18 protein-coding genes and 1 riboswitch are annotated in these 24,818 nt (G+C 64.1%); of the genes, 9 read left to right on the top strand and 9 right to left on the bottom strand.

Annotation, left to right across the window (positions count from 1 at the left end):
- Nucleotides 1-274: 274 nt before the first annotated feature.
- Entirely contained in the window at nucleotides 275-1,984 is a 1,710-nt protein-coding gene (locus tag J0I79_RS13955) for an APC family permease (RefSeq protein ID WP_292859260.1), read from the top strand.
- A 43-nt stretch (nucleotides 1,985-2,027) separates the two neighbouring features.
- Here J0I79_RS13955 and J0I79_RS13960 read toward each other — a convergent pair whose 3' ends face one another.
- The 5 genes from J0I79_RS13960 to J0I79_RS13980 all read right to left on the bottom strand — a co-directional run bounded on the left by J0I79_RS13960 (nucleotide 2,028) and on the right by J0I79_RS13980 (nucleotide 10,800).
- A complete protein-coding gene (locus J0I79_RS13960) occupies nucleotides 2,028-3,392 on the bottom strand; it encodes an LLM class flavin-dependent oxidoreductase (RefSeq protein WP_292859263.1) in 1,365 nt (454 codons plus the stop codon).
- Nucleotides 3,393-3,585: 193 nt separating this feature from the next.
- Nucleotides 3,586-6,729 carry an efflux RND transporter permease subunit gene (locus J0I79_RS13965; RefSeq protein ID WP_292859266.1) on the bottom strand — a complete coding sequence of 1,048 codons (3,144 nt, stop codon included), beginning with the start codon at nucleotides 6,727-6,729 and terminating at the stop codon, nucleotides 3,586-3,588.
- Between the two features lie 238 nt (nucleotides 6,730-6,967).
- A complete protein-coding gene (locus J0I79_RS13970) occupies nucleotides 6,968-8,110 on the bottom strand; it encodes an efflux RND transporter periplasmic adaptor subunit (RefSeq protein ID WP_292859269.1) in 1,143 nt (380 codons plus the stop codon).
- Nucleotides 8,111-8,163: 53 nt separating this feature from the next.
- Nucleotides 8,164-8,769, bottom strand: coding sequence for a TetR family transcriptional regulator (locus J0I79_RS13975; RefSeq protein ID WP_292859272.1), 606 nt, complete (start codon nucleotides 8,767-8,769; stop codon nucleotides 8,164-8,166).
- A gap of 381 nt (nucleotides 8,770-9,150) precedes the next feature.
- Complete coding sequence (locus tag J0I79_RS13980) at nucleotides 9,151-10,800, bottom strand: acyl-CoA synthetase (protein WP_292859275.1); 1,650 nt, start codon at nucleotides 10,798-10,800, stop codon at nucleotides 9,151-9,153.
- 203 nt (nucleotides 10,801-11,003) lie between these two features.
- Here J0I79_RS13980 and J0I79_RS13985 point away from each other — a divergent pair, with 203 nt between their 5' ends.
- Nucleotides 11,004-11,969 carry a sugar-binding transcriptional regulator gene (locus tag J0I79_RS13985; RefSeq protein ID WP_292859277.1) on the top strand — a complete coding sequence of 322 codons (966 nt, stop codon included), beginning with the start codon at nucleotides 11,004-11,006 and terminating at the stop codon, nucleotides 11,967-11,969.
- An 87-nt stretch (nucleotides 11,970-12,056) separates the two neighbouring features.
- Entirely contained in the window at nucleotides 12,057-14,111 is a 2,055-nt protein-coding gene (locus J0I79_RS13990) for a bifunctional aldolase/short-chain dehydrogenase (RefSeq protein ID WP_292859279.1), read from the top strand.
- 67 nt (nucleotides 14,112-14,178) lie between these two features.
- Here the strand turns inward: J0I79_RS13990 and J0I79_RS13995 are convergent, their stop codons facing one another.
- The 3 genes from J0I79_RS13995 to J0I79_RS14005 form a co-directional block, all read right to left on the bottom strand.
- Entirely contained in the window at nucleotides 14,179-15,231 is a 1,053-nt protein-coding gene (locus J0I79_RS13995) for a substrate-binding domain-containing protein (RefSeq protein ID WP_292859282.1), read from the bottom strand.
- A gap of 47 nt (nucleotides 15,232-15,278) precedes the next feature.
- Nucleotides 15,279-16,274, bottom strand: a complete 996-nt coding sequence (locus tag J0I79_RS14000) for an ABC transporter permease (protein WP_292859285.1) — start codon at nucleotides 16,272-16,274, stop codon at nucleotides 15,279-15,281.
- A gap of 78 nt (nucleotides 16,275-16,352) precedes the next feature.
- Nucleotides 16,353-17,864 (bottom strand): sugar ABC transporter ATP-binding protein, encoded by a 1,512-nt coding sequence (locus tag J0I79_RS14005; protein WP_292859288.1) that lies wholly within the window; start codon nucleotides 17,862-17,864, stop codon nucleotides 16,353-16,355.
- Between the two features lie 137 nt (nucleotides 17,865-18,001).
- Here J0I79_RS14005 and mtnK point away from each other — a divergent pair, with 137 nt between their 5' ends.
- Together mtnK and mtnA are read left to right on the top strand one after the other, a co-directional pair.
- Nucleotides 18,002-19,273 carry an S-methyl-5-thioribose kinase gene (mtnK, locus tag J0I79_RS14010; RefSeq protein WP_292859291.1) on the top strand — a complete coding sequence of 424 codons (1,272 nt, stop codon included), beginning with the start codon at nucleotides 18,002-18,004 and terminating at the stop codon, nucleotides 19,271-19,273.
- Nucleotides 19,270-20,364, top strand: coding sequence for an S-methyl-5-thioribose-1-phosphate isomerase (gene mtnA, locus J0I79_RS14015; protein ID WP_292859294.1), 1,095 nt, complete (start codon nucleotides 19,270-19,272; stop codon nucleotides 20,362-20,364). Before mtnK ends, mtnA begins: the two co-directional genes overlap by 4 nt.
- A gap of 10 nt (nucleotides 20,365-20,374) precedes the next feature.
- On the opposite strand, the gene J0I79_RS14020 is transcribed toward mtnA, so the two are convergent.
- The gene (locus J0I79_RS14020) at nucleotides 20,375-20,914 is read right to left on the bottom strand and encodes an Lrp/AsnC family transcriptional regulator (protein WP_292859297.1); all 540 of its coding nucleotides are present in this window, start codon (nucleotides 20,912-20,914) and stop codon (nucleotides 20,375-20,377) included.
- A gap of 49 nt (nucleotides 20,915-20,963) precedes the next feature.
- Here J0I79_RS14020 and J0I79_RS14025 point away from each other — a divergent pair, with 49 nt between their 5' ends.
- The 4 genes from J0I79_RS14025 to dhaL all read left to right on the top strand — a co-directional run bounded on the left by J0I79_RS14025 (nucleotide 20,964) and on the right by dhaL (nucleotide 24,766).
- The gene (locus J0I79_RS14025) at nucleotides 20,964-22,139 is read left to right on the top strand and encodes an MFS transporter (RefSeq protein ID WP_292859300.1); all 1,176 of its coding nucleotides are present in this window, start codon (nucleotides 20,964-20,966) and stop codon (nucleotides 22,137-22,139) included.
- Between the two features lie 97 nt (nucleotides 22,140-22,236).
- Nucleotides 22,237-22,383: riboswitch (FMN riboswitch) on the top strand.
- Nucleotides 22,384-22,459: 76 nt separating this feature from the next.
- The gene (locus tag J0I79_RS14030; protein ID WP_292859303.1) at nucleotides 22,460-22,933 is read left to right on the top strand and encodes a 6,7-dimethyl-8-ribityllumazine synthase; all 474 of its coding nucleotides are present in this window, start codon (nucleotides 22,460-22,462) and stop codon (nucleotides 22,931-22,933) included.
- Nucleotides 22,934-23,112: 179 nt separating this feature from the next.
- Complete coding sequence (locus tag J0I79_RS14035; protein WP_292859306.1) at nucleotides 23,113-24,120, top strand: dihydroxyacetone kinase subunit DhaK; 1,008 nt, start codon at nucleotides 23,113-23,115, stop codon at nucleotides 24,118-24,120.
- Between the two features lie 10 nt (nucleotides 24,121-24,130).
- Nucleotides 24,131-24,766, top strand: coding sequence for a dihydroxyacetone kinase subunit DhaL (gene dhaL / locus J0I79_RS14040; RefSeq protein ID WP_292859309.1), 636 nt, complete (start codon nucleotides 24,131-24,133; stop codon nucleotides 24,764-24,766).
- Nucleotides 24,767-24,818: the final 52 nt, after the last annotated feature.

Raw genomic sequence — 24,818 nt, forward strand, 5'->3', positions numbered from 1 at the left:
GCCACTGCCTCACTCCGCTGGAACACCCCTCATCCGTCGCCTTCGGCGACACCTTCTCCCACAAGGGGAGAAGGGAAGAGCATGTTTCGCAAGCGTGATGTGGGCGGCGACACAAAACGCTTGACGTGAAAGCGCGCCGGATCAATCTTCACTCTTAAGAAAAAAATACGACTGAGTGGAAACACGACAGGCGTGGCGATCATGTGCCGGGGGCAAGTCTCGCGCAGTCGAGGCATCGCCGGCGGGGAACATCGAAAAAGGGGAAGTCACAGACATGAGCACCATAAGCACGGCCCTCGAGCAGCCTGCCGAAAGCAAGCTGCTCAGGCATATCGACTGGCGCGGCGCCTTCTGGGTGGCAAGCGGCGTTCCGGCACTTGTCCTGTTCTCGATCGGCGGCATTGCCGGCACGACGGGCAAGCTGGCCTTCCTGATCTGGACGGTGTCCATGATCATGGGCTTCCTGCAATCCTTCACCTATGCCGAGATCGCCGGCCTGTTCCCGAACAAGTCGGGCGGCGCCTCGATCTACGGCGCGACGGCCTGGCTGCGTTACTCCAAGTTTATCGCGCCGCTCTCGGTATGGTGCAACTGGTTCGCCTGGACGCCGGTGCTGTCGCTCGGCTGCTCGATCGCCGCCGCCTACGTCCTCAACGCGCTGGCGCCGGTGCCGATCTTCACGGACACATCGCCCGAGGTCGTAGCTTACATCGCGGCGCATGCGGGGACGGCCCCCGCCGACGCCATAGCGGCGGTGACCACAGCGGCGACGCCGGCGATCCGCACCTGGGCGCTCTGGAGCCACACGCTCGGTCCGGTCTCCTTCACCTTCAACGCCACCTTCTTCATCGGCGCGGTGCTGATGCTGATGATCTTCTCGATCCAGCATCGCGGCATTCTCGGCACGGCCAGCGTGCAGAAATATATCGGCCTGCTGGTCATCATCCCGATGCTGATCGTCGGCGTCGTGCCGATCTTCACCGGCCAGATCGACTGGGCGAATTTTTCGCCGCTGGTGCCGCTCGCCACCGCTTACGCACCTGATCCGGGCTCGTGGAACATCGCCGGCTGGACGCTGGCGCTGGGCGGCATGTTCATCGCGGCATGGTCGACCTACGGCTTCGAAACCGCGGTCTGCTATACGTCGGAATTCAAGAACCCCGGCACCGACACCTTCAAGGCGATCTTCTACTCCGGCCTGCTCTGCATGCTCCTGTTCATCCTGGTTCCCTTCACCTTCCAGGGCGTGCTTGGCCTGAACGGCATGCTGGCAACCCCGATCGTCGACGGCTCGGGGGTGGCCGACGCGCTGGCCGGCATGGTCGGCGGCGGCAGGCTGATCCACAGCCTGCTGGTCATGCTGATGATCCTGGCGCTGGTGCTGTGCATCATGACGGCGATGGCTGGCTCCTCGCGCACGCTCTACCAGGGTTCGGTCGACGGGTGGCTGCCGCGCTATCTCAGCCACGTCAACGAACACGGCGCGCCGACAAGGGCGATGTGGACCGATCTGTGCTTCAACCTGGTCGTGCTGGCGATCGCATCCGCCGACGCGACGAGCTTCTTCTTCATCCTCGCCGTGTCGAACTGCGGCTACATCATCTTCAATTTCCTCAACCTGAATGCCGGCTGGATCCACCGCATCGACAACGGCCATATCAAGCGGCCGTGGAAAGCGCCGACGTGGCTGTTGGGCATCGGGGCCATCTTCGCCTACGTCAACGCCATGTTCATGGGCGCCGGCGCCAAGGTCTGGAACCCGATGGCGCTTTGGGCCGGCCTGATCACGGCGGCTCTAATCATCCCGGTGTTCTGCTTCCGCCACTATGTACAGGACAAGGGCAAGTTCCCGGAACACATGCTGGCCGATCTCGGCATGGCGGGAGCCGACCTTTCGGTCAAGAAGGCCGGCATGCTGCCCTATCTGACGCTGATCGCCGGCGTCGCGGTGGTGCTGATCTCGAACTGGATCTTCGTGATCTAGGCGATGGGATTTATGAAAAAGGGCGCGCTTCGGCGCGCCCTTTTTATTTGCTGTTCGATGCTTCAGACAGCTTGAGCGCTTCTTCCTGGAAGAACCGGTTCGGCGGCCGCTTCAGGCCGAGGTTCTCGCGCAATGTCGCCCCCTCATACTGCCGCCGGAAGATGCCGCGCCGCTGCAGCTCCGGCACCACCTTCTCGACGAAATCATCCAGGCCGGCCGGCAGGTAAGGGAACATGACGTTGAAGCCATCGGACCCCTCGGCGACCAGCCATTCCTCCATCTCATCGGCGATCGTTTTCGGCGTACCAACAAAGGCAAGCCCGGAATATCCGCCCAACCGCTGGGCAAGCTGGCGCACGGTCAGGTTTTCCCGGCGCGCCAGCTCAATGACGCGCTCACGCCCGCTCTTCGAGGCGTTGGTCTCGGGAATGTCGGGCAGCGCCGCGTCCGGGTCGAAGCCGGACGCATCGTGGCCGAGCGCGATCGACAGCGAGGCAATGCCGCTCTCGTAATAGACAAGGCTGTCGAGCTTGGCGCGCTTGGCCTGCGCTTCCTCGATGCTGTCGCCAACGATGACGAAGGCGCCCGGCAGGATCTTGATGTCGTCGCGCGAACGGCCGAGTTTTTCGGCGCGGCCCTTGACGTCGGCGAAGAAACGTTGGCCGGCGGCAAGATCGGCATGGGCGGCGAAAATCACTTCCGCCGTCTCGGCCGCCAGCTGCCGTCCTGCCTCCGAGGCACCGGCCTGGACGATGACGGGCCAGCCTTGCACCGGGCGGGCGATGTTGAGCGGCCCGCGCACCGAGAGATGCTCGCCCTTGTGGTCCAGCACATGCAATCTGGCCGGGTCGAAATAGAGCCCCCTTTCGGCGTCGCGGATGAAGGCGTCGTCGGCAAAACTGTCCCACAGGCCGGTGACGACATCGTAGAACTCGCGCGCCCTGCCATAGCGCTCATCATGCTCGACATGCTCATCGAGGCCGAAGTTCAGCGCAGCGTCGGGGTTGGACGTCGTGACGATGTTCCAGCCGGCGCGGCCGGCGCTGATATGGTCGAGCGAGGCGAAGCGGCGGGCAATATGATAGGGCGCATCGAAGGTCGTCGACGCGGTGGCTATCAGCCCGATGTGGTCCGTGACGGCAGCCAGCGCCGACAGCAACGTGAACGGCTCGAACGAGGTGACAGTGTGGCTGCGCCGCAGCGCCTCGATCGGCATGTTGAGCACGGCCAGGTGGTCGGCCATGAAGAAGGCATCGAACTTCGCCGCTTCCAGCGTCTGCGCGAAGCGTTTCAGATGCGCGAAGTTGAAATTGGCGTCGGGATAAGCGCCCGGGTAACGCCAGGCGCCAGTGTGGAGGCTGACCGGACGCATGAAGGCGCCGAGCCGCAATTGCCGTTTTTCTGCCATGGGAAGACACCCTGATGAGGATGAGCGTTGCCGCTCCGGTACCGCTCAGGATGGGACCGCCTTGCGGTCCTGGGAAGGAATTCTGTTTTGCAGAATGGCCTCCGGGGAGCATTTATGCAGCGAGAGGGCCGGCCGTCACCCGGATCATCCGTCATCAGCCGGGTGCGATGACGGATGATCCGATGGGAACGTTCTATTCGGCCGCCAGCGCCAGTTGCGGCCTCTCCGGCTGCTCCGTCGCTGATGCTTCCGCGGCATCGGCGTCATGTTTCTTCTTCGGCTCACGGCCGAAGAACAGGGCGTAGCCAGCCGGCAGCACCAGGATGGTGAGCACGGTGGCGACCAGGATGCCGCCCATCATGGCATAAGCCAGCGGTCCCCAGAACACGGCGCGCGAGATCGGGATCAGCGCCAGCACCGCCGTCATTGCCGTTAGCACGATCGGCCGGAAACGACGGACCGCCGAGCCGATGATGGCCTCGGAACGATCCATGCCGGTGGCGATGTCCTGATCGATCTGGTCGACCAGTATGATCGAGTTGCGCATAATGATGCCGAGCAGCGCGATGACGCCGAGGATGGCGACGAAGCCGAAAGGCGCACCGCTGATCAGAAGCGCGGCGGCCGCACCGATGATGCCGAGCGGACCCGTCGCCAGCACCAGCATCGCCTTGCCGAAATTCTGCAGCTGGATCATCAGCAGCACGACGATGATGGCCAGCATGATCGGCGCCTTGGCGGCGATGGAAGCCTGGCTTTCGGCCGAATCCTCCGCGCCGCCCTGGATCTCGATCTTGTAGCCGGGGGCCAGGCCATCGCGCAGGCCCTGCATGTCCTTGTACATCTTGGTGACGACGTCGTTGGACTGGATGCCGTCGGGCAGCGTGGCACGCACACTGATGGTCGGCAGGCGGTCACGGCGCCATTCGATGCCTTGCTCCAGGACCGGAACGACCTTGGCCACCTGCGACAGCGGCACGAAGCCGCCGAAGTCGGTCGGGATATAGACCGAATCGACCGAGGACAGCAGGCTACGGCTGGCATCCGGTTCGCGGGCGACGATGTTCACCGTCTCCTCGCCATCGCGGAAATCGTCGAGCGGCGCGCCTGACATGGAGGCCTGCAGCATCTGGCGAATGCGCTGCGAGGTGACACCGAGCGCGCGGGCACGGTCCTGGTCGATGACCAGTTTCATCGCCGGCACCGGCTCCAGCCAGTCGTCATGCACGGCGCCGAGCAGCGGGTCCTCACGGAACTTCGCCTTCACCTGGTCGGCGATACGGCGTACTTCCTGGCGGTCCGGACCCATGACGCGCATCTGCACCGGCCAGCCTGTCGGCGGGCCGAGGAACAGGCGATCGACCTTGGCGCGGATCGAGGGGAAATCTTCGGCCAGTATGGTGCGCAGCTTGACGATCAATCTTTCACGTGCGGGCTCGTCATTGGCCATGACAAGCATCTGGGCGAAGTTCGGATTGCGCAGCTGCTGGTCGAGCGGCAGGAAGAAGCGGGGCGCGCCCTCGCCGATATAGGTGGCGATGAAGCGCTTGTCCTTGTCGTCCATCATCTTGGCTTCCAGGCTCTTGGCCTGCGCCTCGACCTCCTTGATGGATGTGCCTTCGGGTAGCCACAGGTCGACGAGGATTTCCGGCCGCGACGATTGCGGGAAGAAGTTCTGCGGAATGAACTGGAACGCCCACAGGCTGGTGCCGAAGGTGACCAGCGTCATGACGAGCACGATGATGCGATGGCGCACGGCCCAGCCGACGGTCGCGCGCAGGCGGCGGTAGAAGCCCGTATCGAAGACATCGTGATGGCTGCCGGCGTGCTTGCGCTGCTTGAGGATCATGTTGCCCAGCCATGGCGTGAAATAGACGGCGACAAACCAGGACACGACCAGCGCGATACCGACGACATAGAACAGGGTGCGCACATACTCGCCGGCGGTGGAGGCGGCGAAGCCGACCGGGATGAAGCCGGCGGTGGTGATGAGCGTGCCGGTCAGCATCGGGAAGGCGGTCGATGTATAGGCGAAGCTCGCCGCCTCGATCTTGACCAGCCCCTCTTCCAGCTTGCGCTCCATCATCTCGACGACGATCATGGCATCGTCGACGAGCAGGCCGAGCGCGATGATGAGGGCGCCGAGCGAAATGCGCTGCAGGTCGATGCCGAGCTCGTACATGATGGCGAAGGTGGCGGCCAGAACCAGCGGTATGGCGATGGCGATGACCAGGCCGGAGCGCCAGCCGATCGACAGGAACGACACGACGAGCACGATCAGCAGCGCCTCGCCGAGCGCATGCATGAACTCGCTGACGGCATCCCTGACCACTTCGGGCTGGTCGGAAATCTGGTCGACCGAAACGCCATAGGGCAGCGCCTCCTCGAAGCGCTTGTAGGTCGCCTCGACATCCTTGCCGACATCGGTGACCTTGAAGCCCTTGGCCATGACCACGCCAAGCTGCACGCTGTCATGACCGTTGAAGCGGTATTTGCGCTGGAAGGGATCTTCCAGTCCCGAGGTCACGGTGGCGATGTCGCCCAGCCGGGTCACCTGACCGCCGGCGCGCAGGCGCAATTCCCTGATGTCGGCGGCCTTGGTGACGTCGCCTTCGACCGAGATGCGCACCGAATTGACGCCGGTGTCGACGGAGCCGGCCGGATCGACATTGTTCTGGCCCTTGATCGCGTTCTGCAGGTCGGTCAGCGTCAGGCCGCGTTCGGCCAGCGCCTTGGAGGAAACGTCGATGTAGAGCTTTTCCGGCTGGTCGCCGATGATGACGGCCTTCTCGACGCCGGGCGTGGTCAACAGCATGTCGCGCGCCTGGATGGCGAACTTCTTCAGCTCGGGATAGGAGAATCCGTCGCCGCTGATCGAGTGCAGCGTGATGAAGGTGTCGCCGAATTCATCGTTGAAATAGGGACCGAGCAGGCCCTGCGGCAGGTCGCCCGCGATGTCTCCAACCTTCTTGCGCACCTGATAGAAGGCGTCGTTGACCTCGGCGGCGTTGGTGTCGCCCTTGATCTGCACGGTGATGATGGCGCTGCCGGCGCGGGTGAAGGAGCGCACGAAGTCGAGATGCGGCGTCTCCTGCAGTTTGCGCTCGATCTTGTTGACGACCTGGTCTTCCATCTCCTGGATCGAGGAGCCGGGCCAGATCGCCTGCACGACCATGACGCGGAAGGTGAAGTCCGGATCCTCCTTCTGGCCCATGCGCATCAGGCCGAGCGCGCCGGCGATGATGATCAGACCGAACAGGAAGCGCGCGATCGAGGGATGGCCGATCGCCCAGCGCGACAGGTTGAAGGGCCGCTTTTCGTCAGTGGAGGTCGTCATCGGTGCGGGTCCACTTTGCTGGTTGTCGGCGCGGCTGATGCCTCGAAGGCTGCGCGCGAAACGGACTGATCTGCGTTCCTTGTCGGCTTCCGGGCGGCGAGCTTTCCGAGGGCGGAGACACTCATCGCGGTGGGACGCGAGGATCGATGCGGGGGTACATCGGCCTTGACGTCTCGACCTTCGGGCACGCCGCCCGGAAACCTGCGGCCGCGGGAACGCGCGGCCGACCTGTCTGTCGTCAGCGCAGCTTGCTGGCGTCGTCGCTCTCGGCGGAAGCGGATTGCTGCGACATGCCGCCGGCGAGCTTCACCTTGAGGTTCTCGGTCATGAACTGCGTGCCGGCGGCGACGACGATGTCGCCCGGTTTCAACCCGTCCGCCACGCGCACGCCATCGGGGGCGAATTCGGCGACCTTTACCGGGCGGGCGTGAACCGTGTCGGCGCCACGATCCACGGTCCAGACAATCGACTGGCTGTCCTGTTTCGCCAGCGCGCTGAGCGGGATCGACACCATCTGCTTTTCGTTCGCCGCCGACGCCTCGATGTTGGCGGTCATGCCAAGAAGCACGCGCGGGTCGTTGGGCAGGCTGACACGGACGGCGAAGGTGCGCGACTGGGGATCGGCGCTGCCGGCCACCTCACGGACCTTACCATCAAGCGCCAGCCCGGCATCGGACCAGAAACCCGCCTTGACGGCCTTACCCGGCTTGAACTCGGCGATTTCCATTTCCGGCACCGCGATCAACACTTCCTTCTCACCGTCGACCGCGACAGTGACAACAGGCGTGCCGGAACCGACCACCTGGCCGACATCGGCATTGACCGATGTGACGATGCCATCCCTGTCGGCCTTGAGTTCGGTGTAGCCGACCTGGTTCCTGGCCTGCGCAAGCGTCGAGCGTGCGGAGTCGCGCGTGGCGACCGCTTGGTCATAGGTCAGCGTCGCCTGTTCGAGCTGCGACTTCGGCGCGAAATTCTTGGCAAAAAGCTGCTCGGCGCGCTTGCGGGCGAGTTCCACCGTCTCGACCTGCCGCTCCGCGGCATCGAGCGCGGCCTGCGCGCTCTTCACCGACAGGTCATAGTCGGAGCGGTCGATGCGGGCGAGCACGTCGCCCGGCGCCACGTGCTGGCCGATATCGACGAGGCGTTCGGTGATCTTGCCGTTGACGCGGAAGCCAAGCGCGCTTTCGACGCGGGCCTTCACCGAGCCGGAATAGGAGAGCGTGCGGGTGTCATGCGCCGGTGCGATCTCGACCACTTTGACCGGTCGGATGATGTCCTTGACCTCGGTTTTCTCCTGACTGCAGCCGGCAAGCCCGAGCGCCGCGACGACCGCGCCGGCGACTGACAGGCTGCGGATGATGGAACTGGACAAAGACACGGTTGGCACTCCTGAACTGGAGATGGATCGTCGACGCCGGCGAAGGATGCCAGCTATTTCAAGGCTCTGATCGCGTAGTCGATAAGTTCGTCGGGCATTGCCCGGTTGGTCTTGGCAAGACACTGCGCCACCATCTGCGGATGGCACAGAATGACGGTCGCGGCGCCGAAGCAGCGCGAGGCCGTTTCAGCATCCTGCTCCCGGAACTCGCCGGCCTCGATGCCCTCGCGGATCACCTCGGCATAGAGGTCGTGGATGCTGTTGACATGCTTGTCGATGACGGCCCAGTCGCGCTCAAGCGCGACGATCACCATCTCGTGGACCTTCTGGTCGTCGAGCATGACCTCCGTCGTCATCTTGTACTGCGCGTGGATGTAGCGCCGCAACCGTTCCTCGGCGCTGATCGGCAGATGCATGATCTCGTAGGCCATCTTGTAGCTGGCGCCGAGCATGCGGCCGCAGACGGCCTGGTGGATTTCGACCTTGGAGGCGAAGAAACGATAGATGTTGGCCGGCGACATGCCGAGTTCGCGGGCGATGTCGGCGACATTGGTCTTGCCATAGCCATAGTGCCGGAAAAGACGCTCGGCGCAGTCGAGAATGCGCGTCACATTCTCCTGGCGGGCGGCGTCGGCGACTATGTTGGCGGCTTCGGACATCGCGCTTTCGTTTGATGAGTGACGAATTTCAATTTTCGTCAGTCGTAAATCGAAGGCAGCGCGATGTCAACGCGGATTCGACGTACGCGTATAATTTGGTGACAGATGGTGACAGTTGCGAGGAAGCAACGACCGAAGTCCGCGATTACAAGGTAGCGCCCGTCAGGTCGTCATCCTAGGGCGGAGCAAGGAGCGAAGCGACGCGCGCAGACCCTAGGATCCATGCCGCGACACAAGCCAAAGAGTGAAGACGGACCAATAAGTTACGACCTAGGTGCCTATCCTCGACGATAAGCTATTTTTTGGACCGCCGGAACACTGCTGTGATTTCACGGCATGGATCCTAGGGTCTCCGCGACGTCGCTTCGCGACTGCTCCGCCCTAGGATGACGAAGTTGCCTTCGCCATTTCCCGCAGCCTGAACTTCTGAATCTTACCCGTCGACGTCTTCGGAATCTCCGCGAAAATCACCGCTTTCGGCACCTTGAAACGCGCCAGCAGCCCTCGGCAATGCTCGATGATCTCCGCCTCGGTCGCCACCCTCCCCGGCTTCAGTTCGACATAGGCGACAGGCACCTCGCCCCATTTGTCATCCGCACGCGCCACGACCCCGCAGGAGCCAACCGACGGATGTTTGTAGAGCGCGTCCTCGACCTCGATGGACGAGATGTTCTCGCCGCCGGAGATGATGATGTCCTTCGAGCGGTCCTTGAGCTGGATGTAGCCGTCGGCATGCATGACGCCGAGGTCGCCCGAGTGGAACCAGCCGCCGGCGAAAGCCTCGTCGGTTGCCTTGCGATTCCTGAGATAGCCCTTCATGACGATGTTGCCGCGGAACATGACCTCGCCGATAGTCTCGCCGTCGGCGGGCGTTTCCGTCATCGTCTCCGGGTCCATCACCGTCAGGCCTTCGAGCGCCGCGTAGCGTACGCCCTGCCTTGCCTTCCTGCCCGCCTTCGCACCTTTGTCGAGCGCATCCCAATCCGTGTGCCATTCGTTGACGACCGCGGGACCGTAGGTCTCGGTCAGGCCGTAGAGATGGGTGACGGCAAAGCCTGCGTCCGCCATGCCGGACAGCACCGCTTCTGGTGGCGGCGCCGCGGCGGTGTTGAAGGTGACGGTCTGCGGAAATGTCCGTTTGTCCTCGTCCCTGGCGTTGATCAGCACCGACATGACGATCGGCGCGCCGCAGAGATGGGTGACGCCATGGTCGGCGATGGCGTCGTAGATCGGCTTCGGCCGCACCCAGCGCAGGCAGACATGCGTCCCGGCCTGGACGGCGAGCGTCCAGGGGAAGCACCAGCCGTTGCAATGGAACATCGGCAGCGTCCAGAGATAAACCGCGTGCTTGGCCATGCCGGCATGGATGGTGTTGGTGTAGGCCATCAGTGCTGCGCCGCGATGGTGGTAGACGACGCCTTTCGGGTTACCCGTTGTGCCCGAAGTGTAATTGAGCGAGATGGCGTCCCATTCATCGTCCGGCATCGACCAGGCGAAATCCTCGTCGCCGCCGGCGACAAAGGCCTCATAGTCCACCGTGCCGATCCGCTCCCCCTTCGGATAGGGCGCGTCGCTGGCGTAGTCGGGATCATCATAGTCGATGACCAGCGGTTTTACCCTGGTTTGCGCCAGCGCCTGGCTGACGACTCCCGAAAATTCCCTGTCGACGATCAGTATCTTCGTCTCGGCATGGTCGAGCTGGAAGGCGATGACCGCGGCATCGAGGCGCGTGTTGAGCGAATGCAGCACCGCCTTGGTCATCGGCACGCCGAAATGCGCCTCCAGCATCGGCGGCGTGTTGGACAGCATGACCGTGACCGTGTCGCCCTTGCCGATGCCACGTTTGGCCAACGCCGAAGCGAGCTTCAGCGAGCGGCGCCAGAAATCGCTGTAGCTGATGCGCTGGCCGCCATGGACGATGGCGATATGATCGGGATAGGTCTTCGCAGCGCGCTCCAGATAGGTGAGCGGCGTCAGCGGCTGGTGGTTGGCGGCGTTGCGGTCGAGATCCTGCTCATAGGGATTTCCCATCCCGTCCTCCCCAAAGTCCCTTTCCGAGCTTTCTAGCCTCAGCCATCTCGTCAGGCTATCCCCCCGAATGGCTGAAAATGCTATGCTGCGCCGGCTTTGTAGAACGCCGATCCCGGATAGGTCTTTCCCATAGCCGATCGCGGCTTGTCATCCCAATTTGACTTTTGTCGAGAGCCGTGACTATTGTCAGCCGAGGAGGCGGCATGGCGATCCGACCGGCAGAACAGCTCATCCACAAAGCCGCCTGGCTCTACTATGCGCACGGGCTGCGACAGGACCAGGTGGCGAGCCAGCTCAACATTTCGCGCGCCTCGGTGGCGATGTATCTGCGCAAGGCGCGCGAGACCGGCATCGTCAACATCTCCACCTCGACCCAGCTCTTCACCGACGATGTGATGGCGCGCCAGCTCGAGGACGCGCTCGGCCTCGACGCCGTCTGGATCGCACCGGAGAACGGCCACGTCCCGGATCCGGCAACGGATATCGCCGTGCTTGCGGCAAGCGTGTTTCTCGAACTGGTCAAGAAGGGCGACCGCATCGGCGTCGCCTGGGGCCGAACCGTCTATACGATCGCCGACATCATGTCCTATGCCGACCTGCAGGATGTCACGGTGGTGCAGCTCTGCGGCAATCTCGGCGCGCCCTATTCCTACCGGCCCGACCAGTGCACGATGGAAATCGCGCGCCGGCTCAACGCCAAGGGCCTCAATTTCTACGCGCCGCTGGTGCTGTCGACGGAAGAGCTGGCGCAGGCGCTGCGCGCCGAACCGGTGATCCGCGAGCAATTGTCGGGAATCGGCAATTGCGACCTGGCGCTTTATTCGGTCGGCGCCGTCGATGCCGAAAGCCATCTGGTCAAATGCGGCGCGCTGACGCAGAGCGAAATGGCGGAGCTGCGCAGCCGGGGGGCAGCCGGCGTCATTGCCGGACAGATCATCGATGCCGACGGCAAGGTGCTCGACTGCAGCTACAACAGGCGCGTGATCTCCGCCGAGCTTACCTCGCTACGCGCCATCGCCAAACGGCTGATGGTCGTGCAGGAGGACAGTAAATTCGAACCGCTGCTGGCGGCGATCGCCGGCGGACTTTGCACCCATCTCGTGGTCGGCGCGCACATGGCGCGGCGGCTGCTCGATCATGCCGGGACGGCAGCGCAAAAGGCATCCTGAAGACCCACCCTTTGCCGGCGCATTGTCATCAAGGCGTCGCGGCATTCCTGTTTCACCATCCAAGACAGCAACCGGACGAAGCGAAAAATGAAAAATCTGTGGAACGACGACGCGGCCGAAAAACTCGTTGCCGACTATGCGAAGAAGGGCGTCGGCCGCGACCTCGCCTTGCGCGTCTACACGACGCGGCTTTTGGGCGGCGTGCCACAGCTGGTCCTGCATGGCGGCGGCAACACTTCCTGCAAGATCAAGGCGACCGACCTCGTCGGCGATGAATGGGATGTGCTGTGCGTCAAGGGCAGTGGCTGGGACATGGCCGTCATCGAGCCGCAGGGCCTGCCGGCGGTGAAGATGGGCGCCTTGCTCAAGGCGCGCAAGCTGGACAGGCTCTCTGATGAAGATATGGTCGCGCTGCAACGGGCGAACCTGATTGATCCCTCCTCGCCCAACCCGTCGGTCGAGACGCTGTTGCACGCCTTCCTGCCGCACAAATTCGTCGACCACACCCATTCGACCGCCATCCTGGCTATCGTCGACCAGGAAGACAGCAAGCCCCTGGTGGCGAAGGTCTTCGGCGCAAAGATGGGCTACGTGCCCTACATCATGCCGGGCTTCGATCTCGCCAAGGCGGCTGCCGATGTCTTCGACGCCGATCCGACCGTGGAAGGCCTGATCCTCGACAAGCATGGCATCTTCACCTTCGGCGACGACGCCAAGCAGGCTTACGATCGCATGATCCACTATGTGAACGTTGCCGAGGACTATGTCGCCAAGAACGCCAGGCCGGCGTCGGCGAAGGCGGCGTTGCCGGCCAAGCTCGCCACGCCGGGAGCGATCGCGCCGATGCTGCGCGGCGCTGTCGCGGCGCCGCGCGGCGAAGGCCGCTTCGACCGCATGATCAGCGATTTCCGCACGTCTGACGCCATTGTCGACTTCATCAATTCGGCTGAAATCGCCGATTATGCTGCGCGCGGTGTCTCCACGCCGGATCTGTCGATCCGCATCAAGACCGGACCGATGGCGGTGCCGGCGCCCGATGCCGACCAGGCCGGCGACTACAAGGCTGTCATCAAGAGCCATGTCGATGCCTTCGCCAACGACTACCGCGCCTATTTCGAGACCAATGACGCGCTCGACGACGTCAAGCGCACCATGCTCGACCCGATGCCGCGGCTGACGCTGGTGCCGGGGCTCGGCATGTTCGGCCATGGCCGCACGCTCAAGGACGCCAGGATCGCATCCGATGTCGGCGAGATGTGGATCGAGGCGGTGCGCGGCGCCGAGGCTGTCGGGCACTTCCATCCGCTGTCGAAAGCCGACCTGTTCCCGCTGGAATATTGGTCGCTGGAGCAGGCCAAGCTCGCCTCCAACAAGCCGAAGCCGCTGACTGGACAGGTCGTGCTGATCACCGGCGGCGCGGGCGCCATCGGAGCGGCGACCGCCAAGCTGTTCGCCGACAATGGCGCGCATGCCGTGGTCGTCGATCTCGACGGCGAAAAGGCCGCCGACGCCGCCAAGAAAGCCGGCAACAATTCGATCGGTGTCGGCGCCGACATCACCGATCCGGCGCAGGTGCGCGCCGCCTTCGACAAGGCTGTCGCGGTGTTCGGCGGCGTCGACATACTGGTGTCCAATGCCGGTGCAGCCTGGGAAGGCCGTATCGGCGAACTCGACGACGCGCTGCTGCGCAAGAGCTTCGAGCTCAACTTCTTCGCTCACCAGTCGGCGGCGCAGAACGCCGTGCGCATCATGCTGGAACAGGGGACTGGCGGCGCACTACTGTTCAATACCTCCAAGCAGGCGATCAATCCCGGCCCGAAGTTCGGTGCCTACGGCATCCCGAAGGCGGCGACGCTGTTCCTGTCCAGGCAATACGCGCTTGATTACGGCGCCCATGGCATCCGTTCGAACGCGGTCAACGCCGACCGCATCCGCTCGGGCCTCTTGACCGACGCCATGATCGCCAGCCGTTCGGGCGCGCGCGGCCTGTCGGAAAAGGAATACATGTCCGGCAATCTGCTGGGCCAGGAGGTGACCGCGCAGGACGTGGCGCAGGCCTTCCTGCACCATGCGCTGGCCGACCGCACGACCGCCGACGTAACCACGGTCGACGGCGGCAACATAGCGGCCGCGCTGCGGTAGGATCGACCACTCCCGGAACAAAAAAGGGCGGCTCGAAGCCGCCCTTTTATTTCCATGGCGATCGGCCTTACTTCGCGTTCGGGTTCGGCATCCAGGCCGGCATGGCGACATCAGCATGAGCGAACTGCGGCAGCTTGGCCGACAGGTCTTCCATGTTCTTGATGTCTTTCTCGATCAGCTCCTTCTGCGTGATCAGGGTCGGCGGCACGATGACGTTGTGGCCGGGGTCCTCGCCAGCCAGCAACTGCGCCAGGGCACGCACCGAAACCTGGCCGACGACGGCCGGGTTGGTCGCGGCGGTGGCCGCCCAGGCGCTGTCGGGCTCGCGCATCGCGGAGATGTCCGACGTCGAAATGTCGGCGGAGTAGATCTTGATCTTCTTGTTGAGGCCTGCCTCGTCGACGGCAATCTTCACGCCCTTGGCGAATTCGTCATAGGGAGCGAACATCACGTTGATGTCGGGATGCGCCGACAGCACCGAGCGCGCCTGGTTGGCGACGGAATTGGCGATCGGGTTGTCTAGCGTGCCGAACATGGCGACTTCCTTGATGCCCGCATACTTCTTCTTGACGTCGACCCAGGTCTCGTTGCGGCGGTCGAGCGGCGCGATGCCGGCGACATAGACATAGCCAGCGTTCCAGCTCTCGCCATTATCCTTCACCGCCTGCTCGAGCGCGAGACGGGCAAGATCCTTGTCGGACTGTTCGATCTGCGGGATCTTGGGATTCTCGACATTGACGTCGAAGGCGACGACCTTGATGCCGGCATCGACGGCACGCTGGGCGGCATCCTTCATCGATTCCGTCAGGCCGTGCTGGATGATGATGCCCTGCACGCCGAGCGCGATCGCCTGGTCGACCATGTCGGACTGAAGCGCGGCATCCTGGCGGCTGTCGAGCACGCGCAGGTCGATGCCGAGCGCCTTCGACTGCGCTTCGACGCCCGAGAGATAGGCCTGGAAGAAGTCGCCGGTCGAGAGATAGCGCACCAGCGCGATCTTGACGCCGGGCTTGTCGAACGGCGCCGGCTTGTCGGCGGCAAAAGCCGGAACCTGTATGAGCATGCTTGCGCCGGCCAGCGCGAGAGCCGCCTTCCCCAAAACTCTTCTTGTGATGTTCACCTTGTTTTCCTCCACTCTTGTTGAGCCCAAAACCTAGCCGGTCGAAACTACCTCCTGCCCCTGCCCGACAGGGCAAAGGTGAAGACAAGGGCGACGACCAGAACCACGCCCTTGACGAAATCCTGTGTGTAGTAAGGCGCGTTCATCATCGTCAGGCCTTGCAGCAGGATGCCGACGAACAGCGCGCCGACGGCGGTGCCGAAGGCGTTCGGCTTGGCGGCGCCGAGCACCGCGTAGCCGATCAGCGCCGCGGCGACCGCATCGAGCAGCAGATTATTACCCGAGGCGATGTCGCCGCGTCCAAGCCGGGCGGCGAGCAAAATGCCGCCGATCGAGGCAAAAACTCCTGAAATAATGTAGGCCCAGATCTTGTATGCCTTGACAGGCGCACCGGCGAGTTCGGCGGCCCGTTCATTGGAGCCGACGGCATACATCATGCGGCCGAAGCGCGTGTATTCCAGGAAGAACCAGATCAGCAGGGCGAGCACCAGAAGCACCACCACGGAAACCGGGATCAGGTTCGGGATGAAGAAATCGAAGCGGTGCCGGCCGAGCGCCAGGAAGGCATCGGAGAACTTGCCGTTGGCGACAGAGCCATCGGGCATCGTCATGCCCGTGGCGATCGAACGTCCCTCCGTCGGAATGCGCTGCAGGCCGACGAGCAGGAACATCATGCCGAGCGTCGCCAGGAGATCAGGCACGCGCATATAGACGATCAGCCAGCCATTGATCAGTCCGACTATGGCGCCGATGAGCAGGCAGACGATGACCGCGACGAACGCGTTCTGCTCCAGCACCACCATGACATAGGCTGATGCCATCATGGCTGAGGTGGCCACGGAGCCGATCGAAAGATCGAAGCCGCCGACCACCAGCGTCGCGGTGACGCCAAGCGCCAGCACTCCGGTGATGGCGACCGACTGGAAGATGAAGACAGCGCTTTGCGGCGAGACGAACCCGTCGGCCGATATAGCGAAGTAGGCGACCAGCCCGAACAGGAGGACGATGAAGCCGTAGCGGATGGCGTAGTCGCGCAGCGTCATTCAACGCACCCCGGCGCGGCTGTCCTGTTCATCCGGTCCGAACTCATGGTCTCTCCATTCCATTTCCCATCGCGACACTCAGGCCGCGCTGTGCAGCGGTCCGCCGGCGACCTCGGCCAACAGGCGGTCCATATCGATATCGGCGTTGCGATGTTCGCCGACGATGGTGTGCTCCGACATCACAAGAATGCGGTCGGCCGTCTCCAGCGCCTCGTCGATCTCGGTGACGAACAAAAGCGTGGCGCGGCCATTGGCGCTTGCCCTCAGCTTGGCGGCGATGTCGCGCCGCGCCGAAATGTCCACGCCCTGAAACGGCTCGTCGAGCACGAACAGCCTTGCATCCTGCGCCATCCAGCGCGCGACCATCACCTTCTGCTGGTTGCCGCCGGACAGTGCCGACATTTCGTCCTTCTCCGAGCGGCAGACGACGCCCAGTTCCTCGATCTGCCGGCGCGCGGTGGCGCGCTCCAGGCGACGCTTGAGAACACTGAGCCCGGACATGCGCTTCAGGAAAGGCAGGCTGATATTGCGCTCGATGTTGAAGCCGCCGACGATGCCGCTGGTCGCACGGTCCTTGGCGACAAGGAACACGCCGGCGGCGATGGCATCACCCGCCGAGCGCGGCGCATAAGGCCTGCCGTCCATCGTCATGGTGCCGGCGAAAGGCTTGCGCACCCCGAACAGCGTTTCGGCGAGCGCCGTCTTGCCGACGCCGACAAGGCCGGTGATGGCAACCACCTCGCCATCGCCAAGGGTGATCGAGATCGGGCGCGCGCCCTGCGCGATCCGCAGGCCGTCGACGGTCAGCACCGCCTTGGCGGAACTCCTGGCAACGATGCGGTCGAGATGGATCTTGCGGCCGAGCATGGCGTTGACCGCGCCTTCATAGTCGAGCGGCTTGCTGTCGAATGCGCCGGAGACGATGCCGTCACGCATCGAGACGATGCGATCGGCAAGCCGCCTGATATCAGACATGCGATGCGAGATATAAAGGATCGCCACGCCCTGCCCGCGCAAGCGGTCGACCAGCGCGAACAGCCGGTCGGCTTCGGCACTGGACAGCGAAGAGGTCGGCTCGTCAAGGATCAGGACCTTAGGCTGATGCGCCAGGGCCCGCGCAATCGCGACCATCTGGCGGTCGGCGAGCGAGAGATCGCTGACGCGGGCCTTGAGATCTATGGCGAGCCCCATGCGATCAGCGACTGCCTTCGCCTCGCGGCGGACGCGGGCGGGATTGAAAATGGTCGGGGCGCCCCGGCCGCTCAGCCTGTCGAGCGTCAGGTTGGTGGCGACATCGAGGTCGGCGACCACGCCGTCATTGATGTTCTGGTGGACCGTGACGACACCGGCGCGGATCGCTTCGGCCGGCGTGTTCGGCGCGAAATCCTGCCCCGCAAGCGTCATTGTGCCGCCGCCGCGCTCGTAGACGCCGCTGATGATCTTGACGAGCGTGGATTTGCCGGCGCCGTTGGCGCCCATCAGCACGGTCACTTCAGCGGAATGCAGATCGAGCGAGATGCCGCCAAGCACCTCGTTGCGGCCAAAGGATTTCCTCAATCCCTCCACGCGGAACACGGCATTGCCGACCATGCATTCCTCCCTGACGACGACGCTATGGTCAATGTCGGCAATTGTCAACACGATTGACAATTGCCAGACAGCTTCCTAGCTTGGCCCCGCCGCCAAGGCTCCCCTATGATCGGAGCGCAAAGGCGGGAGGGAGCAGAATGACCGGGAAATCGCCGTTCGAAGCATTGTCGGTGGAGACGTTGGCAACACGCCTCGGCACGAACGAAGCGCTGTGCGCTGAGATCGGCAAGGACACCACGCAATGGAAAGTCCGCGAAGTCGGCGACGGCAACCTGAACCTCGTCTTCATCGTCGAGGGCGCCAGTGGCGCCGCCGTGGTCAAGCAGGCCCTGCCCTATGTGCGCCTTGTCGGCGACAGCTGGCCGCTGCCCTTGAAGCGCTCCTTCTTTGAATATCACGCATTGACCCGGCAGGAGCGACGCGCGCCCGGCTCGGTGCCGGCGATCTATCATTTCGACGAGAGCCAGGCGCTGATCATCATGGAATATCTGTCGCCGCACATCATCCTGCGGCGGGCGCTGATCGAAGGCCGGCAACTGCCCAACATTGCCCGGGATATCGGCCTGTTCATGGCCCGCACCCTGTTCCGGGGCTCCGACTTCTCGATGGTGACGAGGGAGCGCAAGGCGGATCTCGCGCTGTTTGCCGACAATGTCGAGCTCTGCGACATCACCGAGAACCTGGTTTTCTCGGACCCCTATTTCGATGCTAAGATGAACCGGCACACCAGCCCGCAGCTCGACGGCCTTGTCGCCGAGCTGCGTGCCGACCGCGACCTCAAGGTCGAGGCGCAAAGGCTGAAGCACCTCTTCGCCGCCAATGCGGAGACCTTGCTGCATGGCGACCTGCATTCCGGCTCGATCATGGTCACCGACAAGGAGACCCGGATGATCGATCCGGAATTCGCCTTTTACGGCCCGATGGCCTTCGATGTCGGCATGCTGCTTGCCAATTTCTGGATGTCCTTCTTCTCGCAGCGCGGCCACGAGCAGGACGGCAAGCGCGATGCGATGCGCGCCTATCTGCTCGATGTGACCGCCGAGACCTGGGCGGTGTTCCGCGCCGAATTCTCGCAGCTGTGGCGAACCGAACGCACCGGCATGCTCTATCAGAAGAGCCTCTTCGAGGATCAGGGCGACAGGCTCGGCGCCGAACAGGCGCTCGACCAAGTGCTGCACCAGATCTGGGACGACCTTCTGGGGTTCGCCGGCATCGAGGTGCACCGGCGCATCCTTGGCCTCGCCCACAATGCCGACTTCGAGACCATCGCCGACGAGGACCTGCGCGCTTCCTGCGAGGCGAAGGCGCTGAAATTCGGCCGTCACATCGCCGTCAACCGGCGCCAGATACACGGTATCGACGAGGTCAACCATCTCGCCGCGCTGATCGAACAGGAGAATGACATTTGAACGTCGGCGACCGCCACTACCGCACCATCTGGCTGAGCGACGACAAGCGTTCGGTCGAGATCATCGACCAGCGCTGGCTGCCGCATGAGTTCCGCATCGAGAGGATCGGCACGGTTGGCGGCATCGCCACCGCGATCCGCGACATGTGGGTGCGCGGCGCGCCGCTGATCGGCGTCACCGCCGCCTATGGCGTCGCCATGCAGATGGCCGAGGATGCGTCCGATGCCGCGCTCGACGCCGTGTGGGAGACGCTGCACGAGACGCGCCCGACGGCGATCAATCTGCGCTGGGCGCTCAACGAGATGCGTGACTTCCTCAAGCCGTTGCCGACGGAACAACGCGCTGAAGCCGCCTACCGGCGGGCCAGCGAGATCGCCGACGAGGATGTCGGGCTGAACCGCTCCATTGGCGAAAACGGTCTTGCGATCATCAAGCAGATCGCCGCCGGCAAGAAGCCGGGCGAGACCGTCAACATTCTCACTCACTGCAATGCGGGCTGGCTGGCGACTGTCGACTACGGCACCGCGACCGCGCCGATCTATCTCGCTGTCGAGGCCGGCATTCCCGTCCACGTCTATGTCGACGAGACAAGGCCGCGCAACCAGGGCGCCCAGCTGACCGCCTGGGAGATGGCCGGCCATGGCGTGCCGCACACGCTGATCGTCGACAATGCCGGCGGACATCTGATGCAGCATGGCGCGGTCGACATGGTGATCGTCGGCACCGACCGCACCACCGCCGACGGCGACGTCTGCAACAAGATCGGCACCTACCTCAAGGCGCTGGCCGCCGCCGACAACAATATCCCCTTCTATGTCGCCCTGCCCTCGCCGACCATCGACTGGACCGTCCATGACGGCCTGAAGGAGATTCCGATCGAGGAACGCTCCAGCGATGAGGTTTCGCTCGTCTGGGGCAAGACATCGGATGGCAGGATCGCCCAGGTGCGCATCTCGCCCGAGGCGACGCCGGCGGCGAACCCGGCCTTCGATGTGACCCCGGCGCGGCTGGTCACCGGGCTCATCACCGAGCGCGGCGTGGCGAAAGCCTCGCGCGAGGGGCTGAAGGCGATGTTCCCCGAGCGCGGGTAACGCGGATCAGTCAGTACAACGGCTTGCTCATATGGCTGGGCGTCGGCCACTGCGCCGTGACGCCGGGCTGGACCGGCCGCTCGAGATAGGTCGACAGGACGACATAGCTTCGCGTCGTGGTGACGCCGGGTGTTTCGTAGAGACGCGACAGCAGACCCTCGAGCGCCCGCGTGTCCTCGGTACGCACCTTGAGCAAGACACAGGTGTCGCCGGCAACGGTGTGGATCTCCTCGACCTCCGGATACTGCGAAACCGCCATCAGTTCGGGCGTCTTCCCCCAGCCTTTGGTGTCGATATGGACAAAGGCGAGCAAGGGCTTTCGCACCGCGTTAGGGTCGACGATGGCGGCTGTGCCGCGAATGGCCCCGCTACGGCGAAGCCGCTTGACCCGTTCATGGGCGGCGGGCGGAGAAAGCCCGACGCGATCGCCGAGTTCGGCGTAGCTGATCGTGGCGTCCTCGACGAGAACGCCTAATATCTTTCGGTCAGTCGCATCGATTTCGCGAGGCGCTAGCCTGTTCCGCGGAATGCTATCTGTTTCTTTGTCCATGTCTGGATTTCCGTTTTTGCGCCGAATGAAATTCGGCCATTATGTGAATATGTCGAACACTGATCAAGCAGCCTCATTGCCGGCAGCCGCGCGCGCGCCAATCCCTGCCCTTGCCTATCTGCTGACCGGCTGCATCGCCGTGATCGGCTCCAATTCACTGGTGCTTGGTCCGATCGCGCCGGCCGTGGCCGCGTCATTCGCCACCAGCGTCCCGGCCGTGATGATGGCGGCGGCGGCCTTTGGCTTGGGCACCTCGGCGAGCGCCCTGTTCCTGGCCCGCTATATCGACCGCATCGGCGCCCGGCGCATGCTGCAGGCGGCGTTGCTGACGCTGGCCGCGGCACTGGTCGCCAGTGCGCTGGCACCGACGGTGATCGCCCTGGTCGCGGCGCAGCTTCTCGCCGGCATCGCCGCCGGCGTCGCGATGCCGGCAATCTATGCCAGCGCTGCGGCCATCGCGCCGCCCGGACGGGAAAGCGGCACGATCGGCGTGGTGCTGACCGGGTGGACGCTCAGCATGGTGGCGGGTGTTTCCCTGTCAGCGGTGCTTGCCGACCTCGTGCATTGGCGCGCCGTCTTCGCCGCCGTCGCGGTGCTTGCGGCTCTTGCCTGGACGGGACTGACGATGACCTCGCTCAGCGACGCCAGAAAGGCCGGACCCGCGCCCGCGCCGCTGGAAGCGTTGACCACCCCCGGCATTATTCCGCTGCTCGTCGCATGCGCCGCCTTCATGACCGCTTTCTACGGCGTCTACGGCTATCTCGGCGATCATCTTCATGTCGGCCTGGGAGAACCGGTGAGCGCCAACGGGCTCGCCGCACTTGCCTATGGGGTGGGTTTCGGCACGGCAGCCCTGCTCGACGGCGTCATCGACCGGCTGGGCGCGCGCCGCGTCATGCCCTTCGCCTATCTGCTCGTCGCAGTCGTCTATGTGGCGATTGCCGCCGCGAGCAACAGCTATGGCCTGACGCTTGCCATGGTGGCCGCCTGGGGGCTTGCCAATCATTTCGGACTGAACGTGCTGGTGACGCGCCTGTCGGCGCTCGATCCGTCGCGGCGCGGTACGATCATGGGCCTCAACAGCGCGGTGACCTATCTGGCGGTGTTCGTCGGCACCACCGGCTTCGGGCCGCTCTATTCCAGTTTCGGCTTTGCCATCTGTGCGATGGTCGCGGCCGTGCTGATGCTGGTTGCCGCCTCGGCGGCGACCTGGCGCAGCCGATAGGCTGCTCTCATCGGATTGCTCCAGTCGACAGAACGTGATTGGCCATCCGCCGCTGCCGCGTTGACAGCCGCAGTGCCGTTCTCCCATACAGGGCCGTTAATGTTCTCAGGGCGGGGTGAAAGTCCCCACCGGCGGTAAGGGTTCCACCCAAGCCCGCGAGCGCTTTCCGGCAAAACCGGAAAGGTCAGCAGATCCGGTGTGATTCCGGAGCCGACGGTTACAGTCCGGATGAAAGAGAACGAACGGAAGACGGACCGCCCCGGCGGGCCGCATTTCGTTTCGTGCGTCCTGATTCTGGTTCGAAACGGAAGGATGGACCCATGAATCAGCATTCCCACAAAGACTATGAAACGACCCGCATCGCCGTCATCAGGGCGCGCTGGCACGCCGACATCGTCGACCAGTGCGTCAGGGCTTTCGAGGCGGAGATGACCAACGTCGGCGGCGAGCGCTTCGCCGTCGATGTCTTCGACGTGCCCGGCGCCTACGAAATACCGCTGCACGCCAAGACGCTGGCACAGACGGGCCGCTACGCGGCGATCCTCGGCACGGCCTTCGTCGTCAATGGCGGCATCTACCGGCACGAGTTCGTCGCCAGCGCCGTCATCGACGGCATGATGAACGTACAGCTGTCGACCGGCGTGCCGGTGCTTTCGGCGGTGCTGACGCCGCACAATTATCACGACAGCGCCGAGCATCACCGCTTCTTCTTCGAGCACTTCACCGTCAAGGGGAAGGAGGCGGCCAAGGCCTGTGTCGAAATTCTCGCCGCGCGCGAAAAGATCGCTGCCTGAAGCGCCGATGCCGGGGTGGAAATCCCGGTAACAGCCTGTACTATCTCGGGAAAATACCTGAAGCGCGTCGCGTTCGAGCGGACTCGGGGCGGCGCGCTTCAGGTTGCTTGTTTTCATACATGCCGTTCCCCGGAACCGGGGTCACTTTTGGGCGGCATGCATTGGTTCGGAGGATGCCGGTGCAGACCAAGAAGATCATCAATGACGGCAACCGCGCCGTCGACGAGATGCTTGAAGGGATCCTCGCCGCGCATCCCCGCCATCTCCGCAGCGCCGACGGCAGCCCGCGTTCGATCATTGCCCGCGACGGGCCACGACAAGGCAAGGTCGGGCTGGTGATCGGCGGCGGCTCCGGCCATGAGCCGACCTTTCTCGGCTTCGTCGGCAAGGGACTGGCGGACGCGGCGGCCATCGGCAATGTCTTTGCCTCGCCGCCGCCCGATCCCATCCTCGAATGTGCCAAGGCGGTGAGCGGCGGCGCCGGCGTCCTGTTCATGTATGGCAACTATGCCGGCGACGTGATGAATTTTGACATGGCCGCCGAGATGGCTGGCATGGACGACATCGAGGTGCGCACGGTGCTGACCACGGATGATGTCGCATCGGCGCCACGCGACCAGCGGGACAAGCGCCGCGGCGTGGCCGGCAATTTCTTCGTCTTCAAGGCGGCGGGCGCCGCCTGCGACCTCATGCTCTCCCTCGACGAATGCGAGCGCATCGCGCGCAAGGCCAACGACCATACCTTCACCATGGGCGTGGCGCTTTCGCCCTGCTCGCTGCCGCAGACGCGGCGCCCAAACTTCGAGATCGGCGCCGACGAAATGGAGATCGGCATGGGCATCCACGGCGAACCGGGCATAGCGCGTGGCAAGCTCGGAACGGCCGACGGGATCACCGACGAGATGCTGGACAAGATCCTCGCCGAAATGACGCCCAGGCACGGCGACAAGGTCGCGGTGCTGGTCAATTCGCTGGGATCGACCCCACTGATGGAGCTCTACATCATGAACCGCAGGGTCAAGCAGCGGCTCGACGCGATCGGCGTTTCCATCCACGCAACCTGGGTCGGCAATTACTGCACGTCGCTGGAAATGGCCGGCGCCTCGGTGACGCTTTTTCATCTCGATGACGAGTTGCAGGCGATGCTCGACCACCCCTGTGACTGCGCCATGTTCCGCGCCGGCTGAGGAGCAATCCGTGACCATCGATGCCGCTGATCTGAGAGAAATGTTCGACGCCATCGCCGTGTCGATCGAGGCCGACAAGGACCGGCTCTGCCAGCTCGACGGCGTCATCGGCGATGCCGACCACGGCATCGCCATGGCGCTTGGATTCAGCGCCGTGCGCGACGCATTGGCGCCGCTCGATCTCGCAACGACCGAGCCGACGGCCTTGCTCAACACGGCGGCGAAGTCGTTCCTTAACGCGGTCGGCGCATCCTCGGGTCCGCTTTACGCCACCGCCTTCATGCGCGCGGCAGCCGCCGTCAAGGGTAAGGCCCAACTCTCGGACGCCGATGTCGTCGCCTTGTTCCAGGCCATGGCGCAAGGCATTCGCGACCGGGGCAAGGCCGAGATCGGCGAGAAGACGATGATCGATGCCTGGCTGCCCGCGGCCGATGCCGCCGGGGCGGCGCAGGCAGCCGGCAAGACGTTGTCCGAAAGCCTCGCCGCCGCCCTGGCCGCTGCCGAGCGCGGCGCGCAGGCGACCAAGGACATGGTCGCCGCCAAGGGCCGCTCGTCGCGGCTTGGCGAACGCTCGCTTGGACATATCGACCCGGGCGCGGCCTCGGCCGTCACCGTCATCGATGCGATGACCAGGAGCCTGGGCTGACGCCCAGCCCCGACAGAGACCGTGAGCGGCCGTGCCGTCCACCGGATTGGCA

Source organism: Mesorhizobium sp., from assembly GCF_017306585.1.
Classification (GTDB): Bacteria; Pseudomonadota; Alphaproteobacteria; order Rhizobiales; family Rhizobiaceae; genus Mesorhizobium.

Bases quoted from the DNA above. Each gene is read 5' to 3' on its own strand.
- J0I79_RS13955 (WP_292859260.1), top strand. From the start codon at position 275: ATGAGCACCATAAGCACGGCCCTCGAGCAGCCTGCCGAAAGCAAGCTG.
- J0I79_RS13960 (WP_292859263.1), bottom strand. From the start codon at position 3,392: ATGGCAGAAAAACGGCAATTGCGGCTCGGCGCCTTCATGCGTCCGGTC.
- J0I79_RS13965 (WP_292859266.1), bottom strand. From the start codon at position 6,729: ATGACGACCTCCACTGACGAAAAGCGGCCCTTCAACCTGTCGCGCTGG.
- J0I79_RS13975 (WP_292859272.1), bottom strand. From the start codon at position 8,769: ATGTCCGAAGCCGCCAACATAGTCGCCGACGCCGCCCGCCAGGAGAAT.
- J0I79_RS13980 (WP_292859275.1), bottom strand. From the start codon at position 10,800: ATGGGAAATCCCTATGAGCAGGATCTCGACCGCAACGCCGCCAACCAC.
- J0I79_RS13985 (WP_292859277.1), top strand. From the start codon at position 11,004: ATGGCGATCCGACCGGCAGAACAGCTCATCCACAAAGCCGCCTGGCTC.
- J0I79_RS13990 (WP_292859279.1), top strand. From the start codon at position 12,057: ATGAAAAATCTGTGGAACGACGACGCGGCCGAAAAACTCGTTGCCGAC.
- J0I79_RS14000 (WP_292859285.1), bottom strand. From the start codon at position 16,274: ATGACGCTGCGCGACTACGCCATCCGCTACGGCTTCATCGTCCTCCTG.
- J0I79_RS14005 (WP_292859288.1), bottom strand. From the start codon at position 17,864: ATGGTCGGCAATGCCGTGTTCCGCGTGGAGGGATTGAGGAAATCCTTT.
- mtnK (WP_292859291.1), top strand. From the start codon at position 18,002: ATGACCGGGAAATCGCCGTTCGAAGCATTGTCGGTGGAGACGTTGGCA.
- J0I79_RS14020 (WP_292859297.1), bottom strand. From the start codon at position 20,914: ATGGACAAAGAAACAGATAGCATTCCGCGGAACAGGCTAGCGCCTCGC.
- J0I79_RS14025 (WP_292859300.1), top strand. From the start codon at position 20,964: ATGTCGAACACTGATCAAGCAGCCTCATTGCCGGCAGCCGCGCGCGCG.
- J0I79_RS14030 (WP_292859303.1), top strand. From the start codon at position 22,460: ATGAATCAGCATTCCCACAAAGACTATGAAACGACCCGCATCGCCGTC.